At 45.4% G+C, this 24,465-nt stretch carries 13 protein-coding genes; 9 read left to right on the plus strand and 4 right to left on the minus strand.

Translation table 11 applies throughout. From position 1 onward, the window contains the following. Window positions 1-28 precede the first annotated feature (28 nt). Genes BacF7301_RS03965 through BacF7301_RS03980 form a run of 4 tightly spaced genes read right to left on the minus strand, consistent with a single transcriptional unit; the run spans window position 29 to window position 7,820 of the window. Window positions 29-1,621 carry a glycoside hydrolase gene (locus BacF7301_RS03965; RefSeq protein ID WP_167960423.1) on the minus strand — a complete coding sequence of 531 codons (1,593 nt, stop codon included), beginning with the start codon at window positions 1,619-1,621 and terminating at the stop codon, window positions 29-31. Between the two features lie 10 nt (window positions 1,622-1,631). After that, window positions 1,632-3,236 carry a RagB/SusD family nutrient uptake outer membrane protein gene (locus tag BacF7301_RS03970; protein ID WP_167960425.1) on the minus strand — a complete coding sequence of 535 codons (1,605 nt, stop codon included), beginning with the start codon at window positions 3,234-3,236 and terminating at the stop codon, window positions 1,632-1,634. Window positions 3,237-3,258: 22 nt separating this feature from the next. Next, entirely contained in the window at window positions 3,259-6,291 is a 3,033-nt protein-coding gene (locus BacF7301_RS03975; RefSeq protein WP_167960427.1) for a SusC/RagA family TonB-linked outer membrane protein, read from the minus strand. A 20-nt stretch (window positions 6,292-6,311) separates the two neighbouring features. Next, window positions 6,312-7,820, minus strand: coding sequence for a hypothetical protein (locus tag BacF7301_RS03980; protein WP_167960429.1), 1,509 nt, complete (start codon window positions 7,818-7,820; stop codon window positions 6,312-6,314). Between the two features lie 217 nt (window positions 7,821-8,037). On the opposite strand from BacF7301_RS03980, the gene BacF7301_RS03985 reads away from it, so the two are divergent. The 9 genes from BacF7301_RS03985 (at window position 8,038) to BacF7301_RS04025 (ending at window position 24,442) form a co-directional block, all read left to right on the plus strand. Further along, on the plus strand, window positions 8,038-12,165 hold the full coding sequence (locus tag BacF7301_RS03985) for a hybrid sensor histidine kinase/response regulator transcription factor (RefSeq protein ID WP_167960431.1): 4,128 nt from the start codon (window positions 8,038-8,040) through the stop codon (window positions 12,163-12,165). A gap of 283 nt (window positions 12,166-12,448) precedes the next feature. Further along, window positions 12,449-13,018 (plus strand): RNA polymerase sigma-70 factor, encoded by a 570-nt coding sequence (locus BacF7301_RS03990; RefSeq protein ID WP_167960433.1) that lies wholly within the window; start codon window positions 12,449-12,451, stop codon window positions 13,016-13,018. A gap of 108 nt (window positions 13,019-13,126) precedes the next feature. Beyond that, the gene (locus BacF7301_RS03995; protein WP_245208339.1) at window positions 13,127-13,993 is read left to right on the plus strand and encodes a FecR family protein; all 867 of its coding nucleotides are present in this window, start codon (window positions 13,127-13,129) and stop codon (window positions 13,991-13,993) included. A 242-nt stretch (window positions 13,994-14,235) separates the two neighbouring features. Then, window positions 14,236-17,487 carry a SusC/RagA family TonB-linked outer membrane protein gene (locus BacF7301_RS04000; RefSeq protein ID WP_245208340.1) on the plus strand — a complete coding sequence of 1,084 codons (3,252 nt, stop codon included), beginning with the start codon at window positions 14,236-14,238 and terminating at the stop codon, window positions 17,485-17,487. Between the two features lie 13 nt (window positions 17,488-17,500). After that, window positions 17,501-19,054, plus strand: a complete 1,554-nt coding sequence (locus BacF7301_RS04005; RefSeq protein ID WP_167960439.1) for a SusD/RagB family nutrient-binding outer membrane lipoprotein — start codon at window positions 17,501-17,503, stop codon at window positions 19,052-19,054. Between the two features lie 28 nt (window positions 19,055-19,082). Next, a complete protein-coding gene (locus tag BacF7301_RS04010; RefSeq protein WP_167960441.1) occupies window positions 19,083-20,015 on the plus strand; it encodes a glycoside hydrolase family 18 in 933 nt (310 codons plus the stop codon). A 6-nt stretch (window positions 20,016-20,021) separates the two neighbouring features. Next, on the plus strand, window positions 20,022-21,161 hold the full coding sequence (locus tag BacF7301_RS04015; protein ID WP_167960443.1) for a DUF1735 and LamG domain-containing protein: 1,140 nt from the start codon (window positions 20,022-20,024) through the stop codon (window positions 21,159-21,161). Between the two features lie 205 nt (window positions 21,162-21,366). Next, the gene (locus tag BacF7301_RS04020) at window positions 21,367-22,860 is read left to right on the plus strand and encodes a sulfatase family protein (protein WP_167960445.1); all 1,494 of its coding nucleotides are present in this window, start codon (window positions 21,367-21,369) and stop codon (window positions 22,858-22,860) included. After that, window positions 22,853-24,442 carry a sulfatase family protein gene (locus BacF7301_RS04025; RefSeq protein ID WP_167960447.1) on the plus strand — a complete coding sequence of 530 codons (1,590 nt, stop codon included), beginning with the start codon at window positions 22,853-22,855 and terminating at the stop codon, window positions 24,440-24,442. The genes BacF7301_RS04020 and BacF7301_RS04025 overlap by 8 nt, the downstream gene beginning before the upstream one ends. Window positions 24,443-24,465: the final 23 nt, after the last annotated feature.

Below are 24,465 nucleotides of genomic sequence, written 5' to 3' on the forward strand. Positions count from 1 at the left end.
AAATTTAATACCTATTGAAAATCGAAATTTATTGAAGTTCGTAAATAAAAGTGGAAACAGATTTAGCAGCAAGATATCCCTGCAACATTGCCGGCAAATATTGCAAATCTGTAGTATTGGAAGTCACATACTGTTTGGATGAAACGATTTGTTTATCGGTTAAGCCTTCAATCGTGTTCTCGATTTGAATATTTTTATCGCTCATATTGGTATATACCACCACTACCTTATCTTTATCCGGTGAAATATAAGCAGAACCAAAGAAGTCTTTTGATGCTCCCGGAATATTTAAATCGATGCGTGTATAACCGGGACGGATAAATAAACTATAGTTCCCCAAAACCCACAGATTCTTACTTGCTGAATACTCGCCACTTTCCTTAATATCCCCGTAATCTCCTCCTTTCGGAGTCAATCTGATCAGGTAGAAGCGGCTCATCTGACTATATTGCTCCTGACTGGCAGCCGTCCAATACGACCACGAACTTACATTGGCTGTTACCAAATCTTGATGAATCACCCTCGACATAGCCAACGCATAATCCATGTAATTAGCCGTAGCAAACGGGCAATCTTCATATTCCTCCAGCATACTCCACTCTGTCTGATGCAGTTTCAGTCCAAATTCTTTTGCCTTCTCGTATGCTTGTGAACGATAAGAGTACATTTGGTCCCAAGTTACTCCCGAATAATAACTGTGCGCACAAAGTTCTTTCTTCAAATGTGTCAGATTGCCTATATAAGTATTTGTATTGGCAGAATTGAAATAACTGTCAATCGCATTTCCGCGTGAATTGCTAGTGGTATTATAAGTATACTCCCAATGGGCAGCTTCAGAAAGCAACATCATAGTATTATCCAGCCCCTTTGCCGTAAGACTCTTATCCAACTCCTTTGCCAATTTAGCTATCTCGCTATTCTGCCATCCGCTGCCTTCCTGGTCTGTACCATTCCAGTTATATTCCGGCTCATTCACAGGACTAATATGAGATATATTATAGCCTTGTCCTTGAAAATGTTCGGCTGTAGTAGCCAAGAAATCGGCAAAGTCATCATAATAATCATCCTTTAAGTTAGCGTTTGCTCCGGCACCGGAACGTCCCTGGCCATTTTTAGTCATAAAAACAGGAGGGGTATTACTGAACAATACAAACTGGTCACATCCGTAATCTTTTGCCTGCCGCATAAAGTACTGTTGCCCACTGGATTTCGACCAGTCATAGCTTCCGCTTTCATTCAGGAAACATTCCACCCGGCGCACCGAATTTGTAATCCCGCTGTCGTTCCCCTTTTCATAAGATCCACCACCAAGATTGAAACGCCAGATTGACAATCCGATGCCTTGAGGCACTCCTGATATTACCTCCTGAGAAAAGAGCAGTTTCGACATGTCTTCCTTGGCAGAATCATCCCAATACTTTCCTACGTAATCCATAGTCCAAGCCCCGGAAGCACCAAAGCCGTCAATCTCCTGATAAGTTTTAGAGGCATCAACGGTCGATGTCATCACTTCGTCAACGTCAAATGAGACCTTATATTCAGGTACGAATGTATATTCATCTTTACATGCCGAGAATGCTGCCAGACATGCAAGTCCTATTAGTAAATTTCTGTATTTCATAATTATTTAATTATTTATATCCGGGGTTCTGTACTATACTGCCATTTGTCTGAGTAATCTCCGTTGTCGGTATCGGGAAAAGAAGATCGCGACTTTCATCAAAGTTCCGGCCTTTATCACTACTTTCCTTCTGGTTGTTCCGTTCATACTCATCTTTCATCTCTTTGTTATATTTCACAAATGACCCGTTCGGTCCCATAATGTCGCAAATTACCGCCTTGCCACTCTCATTCTTCCAACGGCGGATATCATACAGACGCTGATTCTCAAGAGCCAGTTCCAACCGACGTTCCTGCCGAATCGCATCACGAAGTTCTGTTCCACTAGCTGTTACATCAGCCAAGCTGACACGGTTTCTTACTTTATTTAAAGCCCAGCGTGCTTCTTCGTCCTTCGACAATGCGTTCTCTACTTCCGCATACATAAGTAGTACATCAGCATACCGCAATATCCGGTAATTCAATGGATTATGAGCAGCATCATAAGATGACGAACGTTCAGCATGGGGAATATACACCTTCCGAGTGACACGCCCGGATTTATGTTTGGCAGTCGACACCGTATACTTATTGGAAGCCGTCCAATAAGAATCACCGGGGACACTAGTTGCCCCATCTCTGATAATCGTCCATTGCAGACGTATTTCATCACCAGCATTCTTGAACGCATTTTCGAGGTCACTTGTCGGAAGCCCCCACGCCCAACCCGAATCATCACGCGAACCGCAGACAACCGGCATCCTAAGCCCCAAATTATAAGATATGTCACTACTCGTTTGCACTTCAAACAGAGATTCCTCACTGTTGTTGTAAGCAATGCTCCACACATTGCCAAAATCTTTCAGCAGTTCATAACCTTGAGAGGGGTAGTTGTTTCTGCCAATGACACGTTGCAACAAGTCCTCCGCCTCTTCATACTTTTCCTGATAAAGATAAACCTTTGCCAACATCCCCTGTGCTGCTCCCTTAGTAGCACGTCCCAAGTCAGCACTGCCATACTCACTTTTCAATGGTAATACTTCAATAGCATCTTTCAGGTCATCTTCAATCTTAGCATATACTTCGGGAACAGAAGCTCGCTGAATCCCTTCTATTTCTGCAGGCATCTTCATTCCCATCACCAATGGCATTCCGCCAAAGTTTTTCACCAAATCAAAGTACTGGAATGCGCGCAAGAATTTAGCTTCGCCAACATAACGGTCTCTCAACGCTGCATCCGCAAATTCAACAGCCGGTATTCTTTCAATGGCAATATTGCATCGCAGTATCCCTTTGTAACGATATTGCCAGAAGTTCTGGCAGCATTCTCCTCCAGCAGTAGCAATTCCCGTATAGAAAGCCAAATCCTCATAAGCACTTGCATCCTGCTCTGTATTTCCCATCCACATATCATCGGTGCACATATCACCAACCAGATAGAACTTCTGAACCTGCCACCAGTCATCGTAAAAGACTGTCTGATAACATCCTGTAATCTGCTGCTTGCACTCATCTTCGTTAACGAAATATCCGTCCAAGTCCTGTTGTCCGAGTACGGGTGTATCCAGGAAATCGGAACATCCGGTGAAGGACAATGTGCATGAAGCTATGGCTAAGCCTAAAATATATTGTTTCATATTCTTCTCTTCGTTAATATCATTAGAAATTCATGTTAATGCCAAAAAGGTAAGTACGCGGATTGGGATATCCTGCCCAGTCAATACCCGATTCTGTCACCTTTCCCTCTGTTCCCAGCGCTGCCGCTTCCGGATCCATTCCGGAATATCCCGTGATAGTAAACGGATTCTGTGCTGAGAAAGAAAGACGCAGTGAGATTTTCTTTGTCCACTTCTTCGGCAATGTATATCCGATCTGCAATTGTTTGCAACGCAAGTAAGAACCATCTTCCACAAAGAAAGAAGAAACACGTTTCCAGTTCTGGTTGGCGTCATTGTATGACAAGCGAGGCAAATTATTGCTTGTTCCTTCGCCATGCCAAGAAGCATTGTAAGTACCTTCATATACGTTTTCACCTCCTACGCCGGAATAACGCCCTTTCGTGGTGTTATATACATCATTGCCGATTGTTCCATAGAAATTGGCAGAGAAATCAATATCCTTCCATGACAAGCGGGCGTTGATGCCCACCATCAAATCCGGAAATGCTTTTCCGATAAAAGTCTTATCATTATCATCCAATTTCCCGTCATGGTTCAAATCCCTAAAGCGTATATCCCCCGGTTGCGCATCCGGTTGAATTACCGTGCCGTGTTCGTTTGTATGCGCATTAACCTCTGTCTGATTTTGGAAAAGTCCGTCAGCAACAAATCCATAGAAACGGCTGATCTCACCCCCTTCTTCATTGCGTATGATATAATCTCCGTTGAAACTTCCTGCATTGATCGGAGTAGAACCTAATAAGGTGACAGCCTTATTTTTAACAGAAGAAAGATTCACACCTATCCCATAATCAAAATCTCCCTTACGGTCTTCCCAATTAACGGAAAGCTCCCAACCGGTTGCTCTCATCTTACCTACATTTTCCCACATCTGACCGTTCCACATCGGAAATCCCAGAACCAGAATATTATCTTTCTTCAGCAACATATCATGTGATTCTTTGCGAAACCATTCTGCCGTTACCGATAAACGATTTTTCAGGAAAGACATGTCAATACCTACATTATAGTCTTCTACCGTCTCCCACCTGAGCAGGGTGTTACCAATAGAACTCACTGCCGTACCTATCTCCCGATTACCTCCGAATACATAATCGGCAGAGCCGATAGTCGATTCATAAGCGGAGTTATCGATGTTTTGATTGCCTACACGTCCCCATCCTGCATGAATTTTCAGATTATCGAAGACATGTTGTTTCTTCATAAACGGTTCTTCGGAAACGCGCCAAGCGGCAGATAGAGCTGGGAATGTAGCATATTGATTATCTTTCATGAACTTGGAAGAACCATCCACACGAATAGAAGCTGTCAGATAATACCGGTCATTATAGTTGTACATCACACGTCCCAAATAAGAGATCAAGGATGAATAAGCATTGACACCGGCCGTTTGGGGGTTCTGCGTACCTGCAGAAACGTAACGCAAAGTCTCTTCATTGATCGGGGTACGCTCACGCGATCCTTCCAGCCAATATTCCTGAAAACGTTCCATGGTATAACCAGCCATTACATTGAAATTATGCTTCCGGTTGAAAGATTTTATCCAATTTACGGTATTTGTCCAGTTCCAATCCACCCAATTGTCAGTTTTACGATATGCTTTACTATAGTCTGACTTCTCTAGTTTATCAAGATTGAAATCAGGAGTATATTCATCCGAAAGACGGAAACGGGCATTCACGCCAAATTGTGAGCGGATCACCAATCCTTTCACAGGCTCAATGCTCACATACGGATTGGCCAACAATCCATACTCATCGCTGTGTTTATCCATGCGGGCCAATTGTGCCACAGGATTCCACACTTCACTATTATTAGAGCGCGCGTAGTTATCGTATTTATTTGTAGTCCATTCACTCTCCGGACGCATAACGGGAGTTGTAGGATCCATCGCCATGACGTTGCCCAATATGTTAGGAGTATCCATCCAATTTTCATATTTCGGCGTAAAGTCTATGCCGGCTTTTACGATACTATTAAAAGTATACTCCATGCTAAAGCGTGCAGTCAGCTTTTGCCATTTCCCCACAGTGTATTGTGAGTCTTGTCCGAAGTAGCCGATGTTGGCAGAATACAAAAGTTTGTCCGTACCACCGGAAAAGTTAAAGTTATAATTATGAATTAGCGCTGTCTTTTGCATACTTTCGTCCCACCAATCGGTGCCTTGAGCATCTGTTATATTTTCTATGCCTTTATATCGAGGCACAGCATTATCATTGACATAACGCGCATTATATACATATTCATACTCCGAAGCTTTTGCCATTTTCGGCTTCTTCAATGTCTGAAAACCGGCTGAAGCAGAAAAGCCAAATTGAGTAGTTCCTTTTTTACCTTTTCTTGTAGTAATAAGGACAACGCCATTTGAACCACGTGTTCCATAAATAGCAGATGCAGAAGCATCTTTCAGAACTTGCATTGATTCAATATCATTTTGGTCGAGGAAATTAATATTTGTACCTACCGGCATACCATCCACTACATACAACGGGTCGGAGCCATTGACCGTAGATACACCGCGAATGATGACACGAGGAGTAGACCCCGGACTACCGCCACCGGTAATCTGCACACCATTAATCTTTCCCTGCAAAGCATTCATTGCGTTGCCACTACTCAGTTTCTTCAACTCATCGCCTTTGATAGCAGAGATAGAACTGGTCAAGTCGCTTTTCTTCACGGCTCCGTAACCAATGACTACCACTTCGTCCAAAGCCTGTGTGTCATCTTCCATTATTACATTAATCACAGCACGTCCATTGACCTTAAATTCCTGTGTTTTATAGCCAATCATAGAAAATACAATCGTTGCATCTTTAGCAACATTGTTTAGTGTATAGTTACCATCCAAGTCGGTAACAGCGCCATTCGTTGTTCCTTTCACTAAGACAGTAAGACCAATCATCGGCTCTTTATCCGCAGCCGAAGTCACTACGCCTTTTACAGTGGTGGTCTGTGCATAGCCACATAAGCTGAGCAACGCAAGACACAATAATAAAATCTGCTTTTTCATATTAAATTTAATGTTACTTATTATTTAGCAGGGATCAATTTAGCTCTTTCAAGATGAGCGTCAAATACTAGTTTATAGTTTCCTGCGGTTCTTACTGTAGGAGTTGCCCAAGATCTATTTTCATTAGCTAAATTAGGCTTAGTCCATTCCGCATTTTTAGCATTCCCGTAGTATCCGAAAATTTCAGGATCATTGGCACTACCACCATTAGATATATCAACGTACCATGAACAATAGTCCCACCATCCATTATTATGCCAATTATGAATGGCAAAATTCATCCGCTGATTTGCATTAAGTTGTAACGATTCGAGATAAAATAAATGAGGATTTAAGTTATCTTGAGTGAAGCGTTGAATATCAGTAGGACTACCTGTCATATAACCAAAACGAAACTCCGTTATCCAAGCACCATCCCCCCATACATCAAAAGTTTCTGAACCATAAACAAGTGGTATAGGATCAATGGCCTCATCAATCGAATAAGTTCTCATAGTGTACGAACCATCCTGTATATTGAACGTAAATTCATAATAAACATGAGCTTGATCGAGAATAATTGGTTCAGCAAGACTAGGATCTGATGTCAACTTATCGAGATTGCCCGGATCCTTTCCAAAACGAATCGGATAAAGATCTGTTTTCTGAGGAATGAAATAAATCTCCGTTCCAACTTTCTCCGAATAGTAATTTGCTTTATAAGTATACGCCCCCGTACGTTCAATGCGCATCGGAACACCAAATACATCAGAAGTCAGTTGGCTGAGATCTTCCACATCACTCAGATACATCTTCTGAAAGTCCGGCATCTCTGAAACGATATTAACCTTATAAGAAGTAGTAGTAGTTGTTTCGTTGGCAAATGTATCAACAACCTTCAGACTAATTTCGTAAGTAACGCCGGATTTAACTGCCAACCCTACAAAACCATCTATTCTTTTTTTCCCCTCCCCTTCAAATCTTTCTGAGAGATCTAACGCCGGAACACTTACTTCTACATAATCAATTGCTTGTTCATCTTCTACTATAAAGTGGAAAGGAATAGTTCCATCTTCGGCACTAACAGCCGTGACTTCCCCTGTCGGCACAAAATTGATGCTAGGCTTAGTCGAATCATTGTCTGTTGAAACGATGACAGTATGCTCAACCGTACGTCCTCCTACATCTGTTACCGTAACAACGATGGGGTAATCAGTCATTCGTGGAAGCTTCTCGGAAAGAGTAATGGCATATTCCAACTCATAAGTTGTTAACGGTTCACCGTAAATTTCAAGTAAATCAATCGTTTTATCCAAGTATAAGTCCGCATTACAAAGTCTGATAAAACGAATTCCATCGGCATCGGTAATAGTAGCCACCAACCAAGCTTCATGCCCCGGATTACTGTGAATATGTTCGGAAGCCAGTTCGAGAGTCGGGCTCTGCCCGTCTACATCTTTGTAGTCATTATCGTCGCTACATCCGGTAGTCAACGTTGCAGCAAAAAGAAAAGTCCATAACGCTGCGCCATGCAAAAATCTTGCCTTCATAATAATAGTATTTAATGATTAAAACTTCTAGGTTCGCTGTGAAAGCTGAGGTACTTTTTCCGCTTTCACAATGCAAATATAAGTGAATAAGGCACATAGGAGAGATAAAAATCATGCAGAGAAGCATCACAAATCATGCAATGCACGATTTACATACGCTAAATAAAATATTTATTCCTATTTTTGAGCCTGTAAATGAAACGAATAGGCACGAGTTATGAGAAAACACATTGCGTTTGGCACTTTATTTCTTTTCCTGTCTTTATTATCAGTCTCCCGGCTGATAGCGCAACCTTATTCTGTGAAACGGTTGGGTATTGAGCAAGGACTTTCTAATAATTATGTAGTCAGTATCGCGCAGGACAAGCAAGGATTCCTGTGGTTTGCCACGGAAGAAGGGCTCAATAAGTTTGACGGTACCCGCTTTATCACCTTTTATAAGAACGACCCGTCCAAGAATTCCCAAAGTATCACCGGGAATGAACTTAACCGGATATATGCCGACCCGGAACGTCCCATTGTATGGATTGCTACGCAACGTGACGGGTTAAATGCCTACAATTATCATTCGCAGACATTTACCGCTTATCAGCATGACCCGCAGAATCCGCATAGCCTGATAACAAACGATGTCACGGATATTGCCGCTTCCGCAGAAGGTACGGACGGATTATGGATAAGCACTTATTATCGGGGCATAGATTATCTTGATATTACCACCGGACAGTTCACGCATTACAACAAGACAACCGTTCCGGCATTGGACTGCGAACAGACATGGACTGTATTGGACGGTGGAGACGGCAATCTTTATATCGGACATGTGAACGGCGGTTTCAGCATACTTTCCTTGAAAGACAAGAGTGTAAGGAACTTCAAAAATGAACCGGACAATCCCAACAGCCTGCCGGGGAATGATGTACGGACGATATTAAAAGACAGCAACGGGAATATATGGCTCGGGACGGACAGAGGTTTGGCGCTCTATAATACCGCTACCCAAAACTTCGTAACTTTCCGGCAGAACCCGAACGACAAATATGGCACACTCTCCAGCCGCATCTTCTCTATCAAGCAGCTGAATGACAACAGACTATGGATTGCTTCCGAATTGAACGGCATTGCCATACTCGACCTGAAACAGAGCCAGTTCCTTTCACCCAAACAGATTACTTTCGAATTTCTACGGGAAGGAGACGATAACCGCAGCCTTTCCAATGCCAGTGTGCGGTATATCTATCAGGACTCTTTCAATAACATTTGGATTGGGACATGGGGCGGCGGTATCAACTTTATCAGCAGTGAGCCCCCTTTATTCACGACTATTGATTATTCTCCTATCCCCGACAATGAGAACAGTCTGAACAATAAGGTGGTAAGCAGTATCTGCACCGACAGGCAGGGGCGTCTGTGGGTAGGTACGGACGGCGGCGGAATCAATGTTTTTGAGAATAACAGACGGATTGCCATTTATAAGAAAGAGACGGGAGATTTACAGGCAAACTCTGTGCTGAGCGCTTTCCGTGATTCCAGGGACAATCTATGGTTCGGTGCTTTTCAAGGAAGTATCAGCTACTATAACACCCGGACAAAGACATTCCGTTCAATCTCCCCGATGGGTAAATCGAATCTGGATGTCCGTGCCTTTTACGAAGACAACCAGCACCGTATCTGGATAGGATGCAGTGAAGGGATATTCGTCTACAATCCCGACAATATGGAAGTCATTCAACATTACCACACCGGCAACAGCGAACTGCACGGCAACTTCATCCGAAGCATCGCACAGGATGACAAAGGACGTTTTTGGATTGGTACATTCGGCGATGGAATGGGGGTTTATTCACCGGATTTCCACTTGGTCAAGAAGTATATCCAAAGAGAGGGCTTCTGCTCCAACACTATCAATCATATCTATCGGGACAAACAAAAAAGAATGTGGATAGCTACCGGAGACGGATTAGTATGTTTCAACCCTGCAAGCGATTCGGATTACAAGACTTACCAGCGTAAAGACGGGCTCGTCAATACGTGCATCCAAGCCATCACCGAAGACCAGGCAGGAAATATCTGGTTCAGCAGCAACAAAGGTATCGGCTGCTATGTGACGAAGAAAGATTGTTTCTATTACTACGGTCACTCGGACGATGTGCCTGCCGGAAACTTCACGAGTGCCAGTGTAGCAAGGAATATGGACGGTTCCATCTACTTCGGCTCTATCAACGGCGTGTGCTGCTTCACTCCCAACATCACGATGAGCGAACTTAAAACGCCGCCGGCTATCATCACGGAAATGAAAATATTCGAGCGGCTGGACAATCAGGAGAACAATGACACCTTTGTCTCCCTATTGGAAGGAAAAGAAGTGGAACTGACCCATGCCCGGAATACATTCAGCCTGACATTCAATGTACAGAACTACTCCCTTGTCAACCAAATGGAGTATGCCTATATGCTGAAAGGGCTCGAAAACTCGTGGTACACGGTGAATGAGAACAACAGCGTCACTTTCCGGAATATCCCGCCGGGGAAATATGAGTTCCTTATCAAGGCGCGGGTGCATAATCAGGAATGGCCGGACGAAGCGACTTCGCTCACCATCCGGATTAATCCCCCTCTTTGGCTGACGTGGTGGGCAAAATTGGTTTATATACTGGTATCTATCAGCATCATCTACCTTATCCTGCACGCTTATAAGAAGAAGCTGGATTTGGAAAGCCTTTATACACTGGAGAAAAAGAACCACGAGCAAGAACAGGAATTGAACCAGGAACGCCTGCGTTTCTACACGAATATCACCCATGAGCTGCGCACACCGCTGACGCTAATTCTCGGTCCTCTGGAAGATATGCAGAAAGACCAGTCCCTTCCGGCAAGACAGGCACAAAAGTTGTCCGTCATTCATCAGAGCGCGCTCCGGTTGCTCAATCTGATTAATCAGATATTGGAGTTCCGCAAGACGGAAACACAGAACAAGAAATTATGTGTCTGCAAAGGCAATATCGCCCCACTTATCTACGAAACAGGGCTTAAATACAAGGAACTCAACCAGAAAACAAAGATTGACTTCCGGATTCAGATAGAGAAAGAGGAGATGCTTCTTTTCTTTGACAAGGAAATCGTTACCATTATTCTGGATAATCTTATTTCCAATGCCATCAAATATACGGAGCAGGGACGCATCACTCTAAGTCTGTCTCAAACGATACGCAACGAAGTGGCTTATACGGAGATTAAAGTCAGCGATACCGGATACGGCATCTCAGCCGAAGCTTTGCCGCATATCTTCGACCGCTACTATCAAGAAAGCGGTTCGCATCAGGCGTCCGGAACAGGTATCGGACTGGCTCTGGTCAGAAATCTCGTGGAACTGCATGAAGGGGAAATACGCGTTGAAAGTACACAAAACGAAGGAAGTACTTTCTATATCAGCCTATTGACGGACAATATTTATCCAAATGCCTTACATGCCGATTCGACGGAACAGGCCGAAAAGGAAGAAGTACAGAATGTTTCTTCGGATGACGCACAGGATGCGGCAATGGACAGCGGCAAACCGATCCTGTTGATTGTAGAGGATAACGAGGAAATACAGAATTATATTGCCGAGTCTTTCTCCGATTCCTTTGAAGTAATCACAGCCAACAATGGCGAGGAAGGGAAACAACAGGCTCTCAGCCGTATCCCGGATATTATAGTCAGCGATATTATGATGCCTGTCATGGACGGTATCACCTTGTGCCGACAGCTAAAGGATGATGTACGCACAAGCCATATTCCTATAATCCTGCTGACAGCTAAAGACTCTTTACAGGATAAAGAAGAAGGATACGAGGTAGGGGCAGATTCTTATCTGACAAAACCGTTCAGTGCTTCTTTATTGCGCAGCCGCGTCAACAACCTGCTTGAATCAAGAAAGAAGCTCGTCGCACAATTCCAGTCGCAGCCTACTCCGAGCAGTCATACGGACTTAAACGAGAAACGCACGATGATTACCGAAGCGATGAGTAAACTTGATAATGAATTTATCGGAAAGATTACGCAATTAATCGAAGAGAACCTTTCCTCGGAAAAGATTGACATCACTTACCTTTCAGACAAGATGTGCATGAGCGGTTCCACCCTTTACCGGAAGATGAAAGCGTTGACCGGACTTTCTACCAATGAATACATTCGGAAGGTGAAGATGGAGAATGCAGAACGCCTGCTGCTTGAAGGGAAATACAACATTTCCGAGATTGCTTATAAAGTAGGAATGAACAGTTCAGGATATTTCCGCCAATGTTTCAAAGATGAGTTTGGCGTCTCTCCCTCGGATTATCTGAAACAAATCAAGCAATCGTAAAAAAAGCCGGATGATTGCTTGACCCCTATCAACAAAAAAAGAGAAAATAGAATTTTTCTTGGCATTAGCATAATGATTATTTTTTATTGGATTCAGAACACAAAAGTACGCAGTCACACGCTAAATTTATGCTCAATAATCACTATAACACTTCCAAAAATCAACATAAAGTTTTCCTAATGACAAAGAAAAAACAAATCCCATTCATCAAAACGTTAGGAAAAATAAAATAAAGTCTGTTTCTTTGTATGCTAAACCACAATCTTTTACCAGAAAAAAGCCTATGAGTAATAAACAACGTATAAGCAATGAACAGGAGATACTAAAGCTAGTATCCGAAGGGGATTCGAAAGCTTTTCGTACGTTGTATATGCATTATTACGACCGCCTATTCAATTTCGCCATGCTGTTCCTTCATTCGGAAGCTGCCTGCGAGGACGTCATAGGAGACGTATTTTTTGTTCTATGGAAAGACAGGAGCATGCTCACCGCCATCCCCAATTTTCACCCGTATATCTACCAGGCAGTACGCAACGGATGCCTCAACGTACTGAAAAGCGGATACATCTCCAAAAGGGACGATATCTCCGAGAGCGAACTGCAAATAAGCATCACTACCCAGAACCCTTTGGATGAATTATCCTACAACGAACTTCACCATGCGGTGAAACAAGCCATCTCTTCCTTGCCCGAACGCTGCCGCATCATCTTCCGCATGGCAAAAGAAGACGAAATGAATCACCGCGACATTGCAGAGGCTTTGAACGTGAAACTTTGTACCGTAGAACGCCAGCTTTTGCTTGCCAAAGCCAAAATAAAAGAGTCGATAAAGCCATTTCTGGAAAAAATTTAAAAAAAAGTGCATTTTCCTTTTAGTAGTTTTGCCCCTTGAGTTTTCTATATAGTATAAAGCTTTAGAAAACAAGAAAAAATGCGCATTGAAAAAGAAAAAACAAGTGAAATGGACAAGTTGATTGCCGGCATCGAACTGCATTCTCCGGGTCCGAGCAAAGAACACTCGGCAGAAAAGTCTTTCTCCCGACTGATGACACGAATCCAAACCGACAACAACTCTATTGACATTTTCCGCCGACGCAGCAATCAGTACCGGATATGGCTCGCAGCAGCTACGGTGGCCCTGTTGATTGCCATGAGCGGGTGGTTGTATATGATGTTGGATACAGACCCTTCATTCATCATCAAGACCAACAACAGTGGGATTGTACAGACAGTGCCATTGCCCGACGGAACAATGATTCAATTGAACAATCACTCCAAACTGATATACCCGGAACGTTTTTCGGGCGATTTGAGGGAAGTCTTTTTGGAAGGAGAAGCCTATTTTGATGTAAAACATAATAAGAAGCATCCGTTTATAGTACGCGCCGGGGAATTAAAAATCAGAGTATTGGGAACAAAGTTCACTGTAAATGCCAGTTCGCAAGCTCCGCAGATTACGGCGACCCTGCTGGAAGGCTCTATCGAGGTAAGCAATGAAAAGAAACAGATGTTGATGAAGCCCAGCCAGCAATTGAAGTACGATGTAAACAGCGGCAATATGCTGCTTACAGAATTGAACAATGCCGGCCGTGAGATACGATGGACACAGAACATATGGGTTTTGTCAGACACTCCTTTGCTCGACATCTGCCAACGCCTGGAACAACTGTTTAATGTGAAAATCATTATCATGAATGACGAATTGATAGGAAAATCCTTTACTGGAGAGTTCTACACCAATGAGTCGCTCGAGTCAATTTTAAAGACCATGCAGATAAGCACCTCGTTCAAATACGAACGGAAAGGGAAAAATATAATACTAAAATGATTCAGATTGTAAAACTAAAAAAACAAGTAGCCTATGACATAGTACTGTAAAAAACACAGAAAAAGCGAGAAAATAGTACCAGTATTTTCTCGCCCTAGAGACTTTGCAAAAATCATGACGATACACATCGCCATAATCCTTAATTTCTAATTTATAAAAGTATGACAAACTTAAGAAAGTACCAAATTTCTTATCAAAAATGTTGCCACACTTCCACACAAGAGCTCAAAAAAAGCCTCTTTATGGCAATATTACTTTTAATGATTCCCTGTTTTGCTTTCGCACAGACCGCGAAGCGAGATGTCAAACTAGATTTCACAAATACTTCCATTGCCAAAGTAATCGAAAGCATTGAGAAACAAAGTGGATACTCTTTCTTTTACAACAATGACATCAACACCAATCAGAAGACGTCAATAAAGATGACATCCAATGACATCAACCAAATCGTAAATTCGTTATTGAAAAACACTTCCATTGATTACCGGATTACAGACAAACGGATTGTCTTGTTTCTCAAAAAAGCGGGAACGGAACAACAGAAAACTTACGCCGTTTCGGGTGTAATAAATGATTCATCCGGTCCGGTTATCGGAGCTTCCATATCCACCAAGAACGGACAGGGAACGATTACTTCCATCGACGGTGATTTCCGTTTGGATAATCTGCACATCGGTGACGTATTGACTGTTTCCTATATCGGTTACCAGACACAGAACATTGTTTTCAACGGTCAGACGAGGCTGAACATCGTCCTGTCCGAAGAAGCTACCGAACTGGAACAGGTGGTAGTAACCGCCCTGGGTATCAAGCGCTCGGAGAAAGCGTTGAGTTACAACGTGCAACAGTTAAGCTCTGACGACATCACTACCGTAAAGGACGCGAACTTTATGAACTCGCTGAACGGTAAAGTAGCAGGTGTGACCATCAACTCTTCGGCGTCCGGAGCAGGTTCCGCCGCCCGTGTGGTAATGCGTGGTGTGAAATCAATCACCAAGTCCAACAATGCCCTTTACGTTATTGACGGTATCCCGATGTTCAACGTTGCGAACGAAGGAAGCGATACCGGTATCACAGCCGACCAGCCGGGTAGCGACGCCGTTGCGGATATCAACCCGGAAGATATTGAGTCTATCAATATGCTGACAGGTCCCGCTGCAGCCGCACTTTACGGTAATGCCGCCGCTTCCGGCGTGGTGCTTATCAACACTAAAAAAGGAACAAAAGACAAAACGAATGTCAGCGTATCGAGCAGTACCACTTTCTCCACTCCCACCATGTTGCCCAAAATGCAAAGCAGATATGGAAATAAAGACGGAGTATTCGCCAGTTGGGGTGACCTCGTGAACAGCAGCTATGACCCTGAAAAGTTTTTCCGTACAGGTGTAAATACCATTAATTCGGTATCACTTTCTACCGGTACGTCCAAGAACCAGACGTATGTTTCCGTTTCGGCCACTAACTCGAACGGTATCCTGCCCAACAATAAATACGAGCGTTACAATGTATCGGGACGTAACACCGCCAGTTTACTGAACGACAAACTGATTCTGGACTTCGGTGCCAACCTGATTTTCCAGAATGACAGGAACATGACCGCACAGGGACGTTATTTCAATCCGCTCACTGCTTTATACCTGTTCCCGCGCGGAGAAAACTTCGACGCCATCCGTATGTACGAACGCTACAATGAAGGTTTGGGCATTTACGAACAGTACTGGCCCTACGAAACGCAAAGTATGGAATTGCAGAATCCTTACTGGACGATGAACCGCATTGTCCGTGAGAACAAGAAGAAACGTTTCATGACCAACGCCTCGTTGAAATGGAACATTATCGACGGAATCGACATCACCGGCCGTCTGAAATATGACAAGACAGACGTGCGTTCTACTGATAAGCGCAATGCCTCTACTATCGAGCAGTTTGCCAGCGATTACGGTTTCTACTCCGACAACCGCAAAGCGTACAGCAGTTTCTACGGTGATATCATGCTGAACATCTCCAAGTCATTCAAAGAAAATATGTGGTCCGTGAATGCCAATATCGGTGCTTCTATCAACGACCAGCGGGAAGAGCAGATAGGCCATGGCGGTAACCTCGAAGGTATCTACAACTTCTTTGCCGTGCACAACATTGATACATCTGCCAAGTACAGAAGAATCCAGTCGGGATATATCCAGCAGTCGCAAGGTGTTTTCATCAACGCGGAAATCGGCTACAAGAGCATGCTGTACCTGACCGCTACCGGACGTAACGACTGGGAATCGCAGCTTGCCTTCTCCGAAGCGTCTTCTTTCTTCTATCCGTCCGTAGGTTTGTCCGGCGTCATTTCCAGCATGGTCAAACTGCCCGAATGGATTTCATTCCTGAAAGTACGCGGTTCATATACGGAAGTAGGAACTTCTTTCGAGCGTTTCATCACACGCCCGACGTATGAATTCAATGTCGCTTCCGGCAAATGGTCTTCTACCTCTATTTATCCGATGCGTAACCTGAAACCGGAAAAGACCCGTTCATGGGAATTCGGTCTGAACTCAAAATGGTTGAACAACCGTCTTTCTTTCGATTTGACTTATTATAAATCGAACACCATCAACCAGACTTTCACCGCCGACCTTTCCATCTCGTCCGGATACTCCAAAGCGTATATCCAGAGCGGTAATGTCCGCAACGAAGGTATAGAAATGGCATTAGGATACAGCGACAAATGGAACGGTTTCGCATGGGACAGTAACCTGACTCTCTCCTGGAACAAAAACAAAATCGAAAAACTGACCGAAGGTTCGGTAAACCCGATGACCGGAGAGCCGATTACCAAAGATAGCTACGACATGGGACAGCTAGGTAACCTCGATGCACGCGTAAAATTATACAAAGGCGGTTCTATCGGTGACGTCTATGCTACCCACCGTATCAAGAGAGACGGTAACGGCCACATCTTCGTTTCACAGGAAGGAAAGATTGAAATCGAATCGGTAGATGAATTCAAGCTGGGTTCTATCCTGCCGAAAGCAAACATGGGCTGGAGTAATAACTTCTCCTACAAAGGCGTCAACCTGGGCGTAACTCTTACTGCCCGCTTCGGTGGTATCGCACTGTCCGGTACGCAGAGTGTGCTCGACCAGTACGGAGTGTCCCAGATAACTGCCGACTACCGCGATGCGGGCGGCGTGCCTGTCAATCATGGCCTTGTGGATACGGAAAAGTACTATGACGCCGTGAAAGGATATGCTGCTTATTATACCTACAGTGCCACCAACGTACGTTTGGCAGAAATGAGCCTGAGCTACACATTGCCAAAGCAATGGTTCCGCGACAAACTAAGAATGACCCTCGGGCTGGTAGGAAAGAACCTCTGGATGATTTATTGCAAAGCGCCGTTCGACCCGGAAGCAACCGGCTCAACGCAGTCCAACTACTATCAGAGTTATGACTACTTCATGCAGCCTACTACACGTAACATCGGATTTAGCGTAAAACTTAATTTCTAAACAGAAAAGAATTATGAAAAAAGTAACCCAAGTAATATGTTCGGTACTATTGGTAGTACTCATGTGCAATTGTACGGGAAAATTCGAGGACTTCAACTCCAATCCATATCAGCCGCCTACGCTGAACTCCCGTCTGCTCTTTGCACAGCTTATCACATGTATGTCTTCTACCGAAGAGAACCCCGCCCAACGTAACATCACTTTCTGGGCAGGCCCGTTCGGTGGCATGCTGACTCCTTCCAGCAGTTGGAGCCGGTCGCAGCATTTCTATACCTATAATGTAGACGACAACTGGAATAAATGGTCTGTCGACTGGTATTTCAAGAACTTCTACCCCAACTATTTCTCCATCGAACGTTTCAGCGAAGCGTCGGGACACTACTATGCATTAGCTAAAATCATGCGTGTACACATCATGCAGATTATAGCCACCATGCAAGGCCCGCTTCCTTACTCAAAAGTGGAAAGCGGACAATATTCCGTAGCGTACGACAACGAAGAGACTGCCTGGAAAGCGATGATAGACGACCTTGATTACAGCATCGGCGTACTTACCGCATTGATGAACACCGACCCGTCATTCAACGAGCTGACCACGGAAGACCGTATCTACAAGGGAGATTATAAAAAATGGATTAAATTTGCCAATTCCCTGAAGTTGCGTATCGCTATCCGCATCAGCAACGCAGTGCCCGAATATGCCCAGAAGAGAGCAGAAGAAGCCGTATCGCATCCATACGGAGTGATGGACAGCAACGACTGCGACGCTTACGACGACATCTCCGCTACGAACTACAAGAATGGTCTTGCCAGTGTGAACTCATGGGGCGAAGTCCGTGCCAACGCCTGTATCGTCTCCTTCATGAACGGTTATAAAGACCCGCGCTGCGAATCTTACTTTACGAAATCGTCCGTATCCAGTGAGTATGACTATATCGGCGTACGTTCCGGCATACAAGGCATCACTACCAGTATGTTCTCCGCCTATTCCACCGTCAAAGTGGAGACGAAAACCCCGATGCTGATATTCAACGCAGCCGAAGTCGCTTTCCTACGTGCTGAAGGCGCATTGAAGAAGTGGAACATGGGTGGAACGGCTGAGGATTTCTACAAAGAAGGTATCCGCCTGTCATTCAACGAACGCGGCGTATCCGGTGCCGATGCATACATCGCCAACACCACGAACGTGCCGGCAGACTACGCCTGTCCGCTGAACTCTGCCTACAACTACACCAATCCGTGCAAACTACCGGTAGCCTGGGATAAAACGGGCCCCAACGCAGACGAAGACAACCTGCAGCGTATCCTGACACAGAAGATGATTGCCAACTTCCCGATTGGAAACGAAACATGGGCAGACTTCCGCCGTACCGGATACCCGGCTGTATTCCCCGCACACGACAACCTTTCAACGCAAGGTGTCACCAAAGAACGCCAGCAACGCCGCCTGCGTTTCTCGGAAGACGAATACAGCAGTAATGAAGCCAATGTGACAGAAGCTTGTTCCTTCTTATCGAACGGACAAGACACGGACGCTACCGATTTATGGTGGGCTAAGAAAAATTAAACGGATGAATTACTAAAGAAAAAACAATATGAAAAAGATATTCTACTTTTTATTTGTGATGCTCATAGCTATGAACTTACATAGCTGCGATGACTGGACTGAAATGGAGACTAAAAACTTCGAACCGGAACCGTTGTCCGAAGAATACTATGCAGCGCTCAGGGAATATAAGAAAAGCGACCATCCTCTTGCATTCGGATGGTTCGGAAGCTGGTCGCCGCAAGGGGCAGCCTCGTTATATTACAGTCTGAAAAGTATTCCCGACAGTGTAGACATCGTTTCTATCTGGGGGTCATACGGCAGTTTGACGCAATTCCAGAAAGACGACTTGAAATATGTTCAGGAAGTACTGGGCACACGTGTCACGTTCACCTTGTTCTCACACAATATGGCGAACCTTCCCGGTAACTTCGAGAACATCCCGGAGAATATTCCGAAAGCCGCAAAAGCGATAGCCGACAGTATCCACAAATACGGTTATGACGGAATTGACTTTGACCACGAATGTACCAGCAAAGACTTGCTGTACAAGGAAGAGAACATGACCGCCCTGTTAAAGGAAATGCGCAAGCTGCTGGGACCGGACAAGCTGATTATCGTAGACGGCTTCGTAGAGCTTATTTCAGAAGAAGGTTGGAAATATGCCGACTATGCAGTATCACAGGCATACGGAGCATCTTCTGCCACCCGACTGAAACAACGGTTCGACTGGATAAAAGAACACATAGGTCCCGAACGCTATATTGTTACGGAAAACTTTGAAAGCTGGGCTGCCAACGGCGGCGTTACTTTCCGCGACCCGGAACGCGGAGAAATGCCGTCATTGCTCGGAATGGCTTACTGGAACCCTGCCGAAGGACGCAAAGGGGGACTGGGCACGTTCCACATGGAATACGAATTTTCCAACAATTACAAATACTTGCGTCAAGCTATCCAAATAATGAACCCTGCTAAAAAATAATAGAGTATGAGAAAGAACAAAACATATGCATTATTTGCCGGATTATTGGCTCTGCTAGCCTTCACTGGTTGCAAAGAAGAATATGAGCCGATAGGAAACCGCATGTACATCAACGAAGCCGCCTTCAAGAATGTAAAAAGCGTACCCGTCAATGTAGGTGAGAAAACGGTGACGAACTTTACGGTCCGCATCGCCGACATCATGCCCCAAGACGTCAACGCCACGTTGGTGGTGGATGAAACCATACTGAACGAATACAATGAGAAGATGCTCGCCAGCTATTCATTATTGCCGGCGGACAAGCATTCGTTCGACAAAGAAGTGACTATCGCAAGCGGCAAGACAATGGCCCAACCGACTGTTGTGACTATCAGCCCCTATGACGCGGCAGAAGGCGTAAAATATGCGCTGCCCATCAGGGTGGTAGGAGACGGCAGTGTGCCGGAAGAAAGACTGGGTTCCAAATATCTCTTGCTGCTCGACAAGCCCTGGACGCAATACACGCCTTACATGAGTACTCTAGGTGGCTTCAAATCTGAGAACGTGAAAACGCTTTCGGTAGAAAACTTCACTATCGAGTTCTGGCTGTGGATGGACGGATTCGACCACAACAACCAGTGCGTCATCGACTGTTCTGCCTTCTATATCCGCTTGGGTAATGCCAACAACCAGATTACGAAAGAGCAGTTGCAGATTAACATCTTCGGAACGCAAGCCGAAAACAACAAGGGCTTCTTCAACAACTTCTCCTTCCAGAAACGTACATGGACACACGTGGCTCTTGTCTACGACCAGGTGAAATGTCATTTCTACGCCAACGGAGAAAAAGTACAGGACGTTGAAGCAAGCGGTGTACCTGTTCCTATCACATCCATTGCCTTCTTCAACACCAATACGAAGAACGAGCACATGATGGGACAGGCACGGCTCTGGAACAAGGCGCTTACGCAATCCGAAATCCAGAACAACATGGCAGGTCCGGTTGCTGTAAACTCCAACCTTGTCGGTTACTGGAAAATGGACGAAGGTCCCGCCGAAGAAGGAAAAGACGAAATCCTCTTCGACAGCTCCGGCAACAACAACCATGCAACGTTAATTTCCGGAAGTGTCAAAGAATGGAGAGCCGACCAGTGCTTTACAAAGTAAAATAACTTCTCTTCCGGGACGGCAAGTCCCGGAAGAATGAAAGTTTTTTGCCGAAAAATGACATAGTGTAAATCACATTCATTATCTTTAGACGTGAATTAAGCGGTCTTACGAATTTCTTCCCGATTCGTTCCACAAGCTTGATTCACGTCTAAAATATTATAACCCTTTTAAAAACACAACTTTAAATGCAATCATTGGCAATATGAAACGAATCATCCAACATCCATTCAATATCCGCTACCTCTCCCTCATTCTCGCGCCACTAGCCGCCGGATGCCAGTCGAATACGGAAAATGCCCCGAAGCATCCCAATGTATTATTCATTTTGACAGATGATTTACAGGCTTCTTCCATCCATGCGCTAGGTAACAATGACGTGCACACTCCCGCTATCGACAGCCTCATCGCCGCAGGAGTCACCTTTACAAATACGTACACGAACGGCGCCCTATGCGGAGCGTTGTCCATGCCGAGCCGCGCCATGCTGATGACCGGACGCGGATTGTACGACATCCAGGCAGACGGAATGAAGATTCCCGAAGTGCACACCACTTTCCCGCAACAATTCAAGCGGAATGGTTACCGCACCTTTGCCACGGGAAAATGGCATTCGGACATGGCGTCTTTCAACCGTTCCTTCCAGGAAGGAGATAATATCTATTTCGGCGGAATGCATCCGTATGAACTGAACGGACATTGCTCACCCCACCTGCACCGCTACGACTCGACAGGCGTATATGGGCAGGAGACGAAATTTATCGGAGAAGAGTTTTCATCGAAAATGTATGCCGACGCAGCTATCCGCTTTCTGCAGACGCGGAAGGATGATAAACAACCTTTCCTTGCATATGTCGCATTTACGTCACCTCACGACCCGCGCAACCAGCTTCCTGCTTACGGTCAGAAATACACTCCGGACAGTCTTAGCCTGCCTGCCAACTTTCTGCCTGCCCATCCATTCGACAACGGAGAAATGGACGTGCGCGACGAATTACTGGTACCCGCCCCGCGGACAGGCGAACAGATACAAAAAGAGCTTTCCGATTATTACGGGATGATTAGTGAAGTGGACGTACAGATAGGACGTGTCATGCAGGCATTGCAGGAAACGGGACAAGCGGACAATACAATCATTGTCTTTGCTTCCGACAACGGTCTGGCAGTGGGACGTCATGGATTACTGGGCAAACAGAATCTTTACGACCACAGCGTGAAAGTACCGCTCACCCTTATCGCTCCTGCCTACAAAGGGCAGAAAGGAAAGAAGAACCATGCCTTGTGCTATCTGCACGACATCGCCCCGACACTCTGCGAACTGGCGAACATTGCCCTGCCGGAAAGCATGACGGGCCAATCCCTCTGTCACGTACTGGAAGACTCCACCGCCACACACCGCAGCGACTTATTTCTCGCCTATTCCAACCTGCAACGGGGATTTGTCAGCGGAAACTACAAATATCTTATATATAATGTAAGCGGAACAATCACCGAACAACTGTTCGACCTTCAGAACGACCCGTTGGAACAGCACAATCTATTACCCGGACAAGAGGAGACAGCACATAACTTGAAAGAACAATTAGCCTTCCGCATGGAAGAAGAGAAAGATTTCTGCGACTTATCCGACTCCCGCTGGTGGCAGGACGGACACAAACTCACATTTGACGAAATGCAACACTTATATATTTATGAATAAACTGATACTTACCGGACTGCTGGCAGCCGGAGCAATGACACACATTCAAGGTGCCCAGTCCACAGGACAAGAGGGGCAGCAGCAAAACTCTAAGGATAAAGCCCAGCGCCCCAATATCCTTTTTATCCTGAGTGACGACCACACTTCGCAAGCATGGGGTATCTACGGCGGAGTGCTGGCTGACTACGCCCACAATGACAATATCCGCCGACTGGCAAACGAGGGCGTAGTGCTCGACAACTGTTTCTGCACCAACTCCATCTCCGCCCCCAGCCGCGCCAGCATCCTCACCGGGCTATACAGCCACCGGAACGGGCTTTACACGCTAGCCGACTCACTGGATACTTCCATCCCCACACTGGCAACCGCCCTGCAAGCCAACGGCTACAATACCGGACTTGTCGGCAAATGGCACATACAGTCGCAACCGCAAGGATTCGATTATTACTCTATCTTCTACGACCAGGGAGAATACCGCGACCCCACTTTCATCGAAAGCACCGACCCGTGGCCGGGCAACCGCCGGTTCGGCGAGCGTGTACTCGGTTTCTCCACCGACCTCGTCACCGAAAAAGCCATCAACTGGATAAAGCAGCAGGACGGCAACGAACCTTTCCTGATGTGCTGCCACTTCAAAGCCACCCACGAGCCATACGACTACCCGACGCGCATGGAGCACCTCTATGACGGTGTCACCTTCCCCGAACCGGAGAACCTTCTCGACTGGGGGCCGGAAACCAACGGCCGTTCTTTCGTCGGACAAACCATCGAAGAACTGGAGCGTCGCTGGAGAACCGCCTCGAAAGACCCGGACAAATGGTGGTGCCGCTACCCCGGACTGCCGTTCAGTACCGAAGGGATGCAACGGACTGCCGCCCGACGTGCAGCTTATCAGAAATTTATCCGCGACTATATGCGTTGCGGAGCTACCATAGACGACAACATCGGCAAACTTCTGAAAACTCTCGATGAAATGGGCATTGCCGACAACACCATCGTTGTCTATGTCTCCGACCAGGGTTATTTCCTCGGCGAACACGGCTTCTTCGACAAACGGATGTTTTATGAAGAATCAGCCCGCATGCCTTTCGTCATCCGCTATCCCAAAAAGGTTCCCGCAGGGCAACGTCTGAAAGACTTGGTGCTCAACGTCGATTTTGCACCGACATTAGCCGAGTTTGCCGGAGTAAAAATGGAGAATGTACAAGGACACAGCTTCACCGGCAACCTCGAAGGAAAAACTCCGGCAGACTGGCGGAAAGAAATCTATTACCGCTACTGGACGAATCACGCTATCCGCCCGGCACATTTCGCTATCCGTTCCGACCGATACAAACTTATATTCTACTACGCCAGGAATTTGGATATGACCGATACGGAAAACTTCGATTTCACTCCGGCATGGGATTTCTATGATTTACAGAATGACCCGCACGAGAATCACAACTTGTATAATGACCCGAAATACGCTTCTATCATCAAGCAGATGAAGAAGGATTTATTAAATCTTCGCAAGGAAGTGGGTGATACTGACGAAAAGTATCCGGAAATGCAGGAGCTATTCGAGAAGTATTATAAATAAAGGCTCATTCATGATTGATGCGG

This window comes from Bacteroides faecium (assembly GCF_012113595.1).
GTDB lineage: Bacteria > Bacteroidota > Bacteroidia > Bacteroidales > Bacteroidaceae > Bacteroides > Bacteroides faecium.

What these genes read in the sequence shown, in the direction of transcription:
- BacF7301_RS03965 (WP_167960423.1), bottom strand. Translation starts at nt 1,621, where the DNA reads ATGAAATACAGAAATTTACTAATAGGACTTGCATGTCTGGCAGCATTC.
- BacF7301_RS03970 (WP_167960425.1), bottom strand. Translation starts at nt 3,236, where the DNA reads ATGAAACAATATATTTTAGGCTTAGCCATAGCTTCATGCACATTGTCC.
- BacF7301_RS03975 (WP_167960427.1), bottom strand. Translation starts at nt 6,291, where the DNA reads ATGAAAAAGCAGATTTTATTATTGTGTCTTGCGTTGCTCAGCTTATGT.
- BacF7301_RS03980 (WP_167960429.1), bottom strand. Translation starts at nt 7,820, where the DNA reads ATGAAGGCAAGATTTTTGCATGGCGCAGCGTTATGGACTTTTCTTTTT.
- BacF7301_RS03985 (WP_167960431.1), top strand. Translation starts at nt 8,038, where the DNA reads ATGAGAAAACACATTGCGTTTGGCACTTTATTTCTTTTCCTGTCTTTA.
- BacF7301_RS03990 (WP_167960433.1), top strand. Translation starts at nt 12,449, where the DNA reads ATGAGTAATAAACAACGTATAAGCAATGAACAGGAGATACTAAAGCTA.
- BacF7301_RS03995 (WP_245208339.1), top strand. Translation starts at nt 13,127, where the DNA reads ATGGACAAGTTGATTGCCGGCATCGAACTGCATTCTCCGGGTCCGAGC.
- BacF7301_RS04000 (WP_245208340.1), top strand. Translation starts at nt 14,236, where the DNA reads ATGGCAATATTACTTTTAATGATTCCCTGTTTTGCTTTCGCACAGACC.
- BacF7301_RS04005 (WP_167960439.1), top strand. Translation starts at nt 17,501, where the DNA reads ATGAAAAAAGTAACCCAAGTAATATGTTCGGTACTATTGGTAGTACTC.
- BacF7301_RS04010 (WP_167960441.1), top strand. Translation starts at nt 19,083, where the DNA reads ATGAAAAAGATATTCTACTTTTTATTTGTGATGCTCATAGCTATGAAC.
- BacF7301_RS04015 (WP_167960443.1), top strand. Translation starts at nt 20,022, where the DNA reads ATGAGAAAGAACAAAACATATGCATTATTTGCCGGATTATTGGCTCTG.
- BacF7301_RS04020 (WP_167960445.1), top strand. Translation starts at nt 21,367, where the DNA reads ATGAAACGAATCATCCAACATCCATTCAATATCCGCTACCTCTCCCTC.
- BacF7301_RS04025 (WP_167960447.1), top strand. Translation starts at nt 22,853, where the DNA reads ATGAATAAACTGATACTTACCGGACTGCTGGCAGCCGGAGCAATGACA.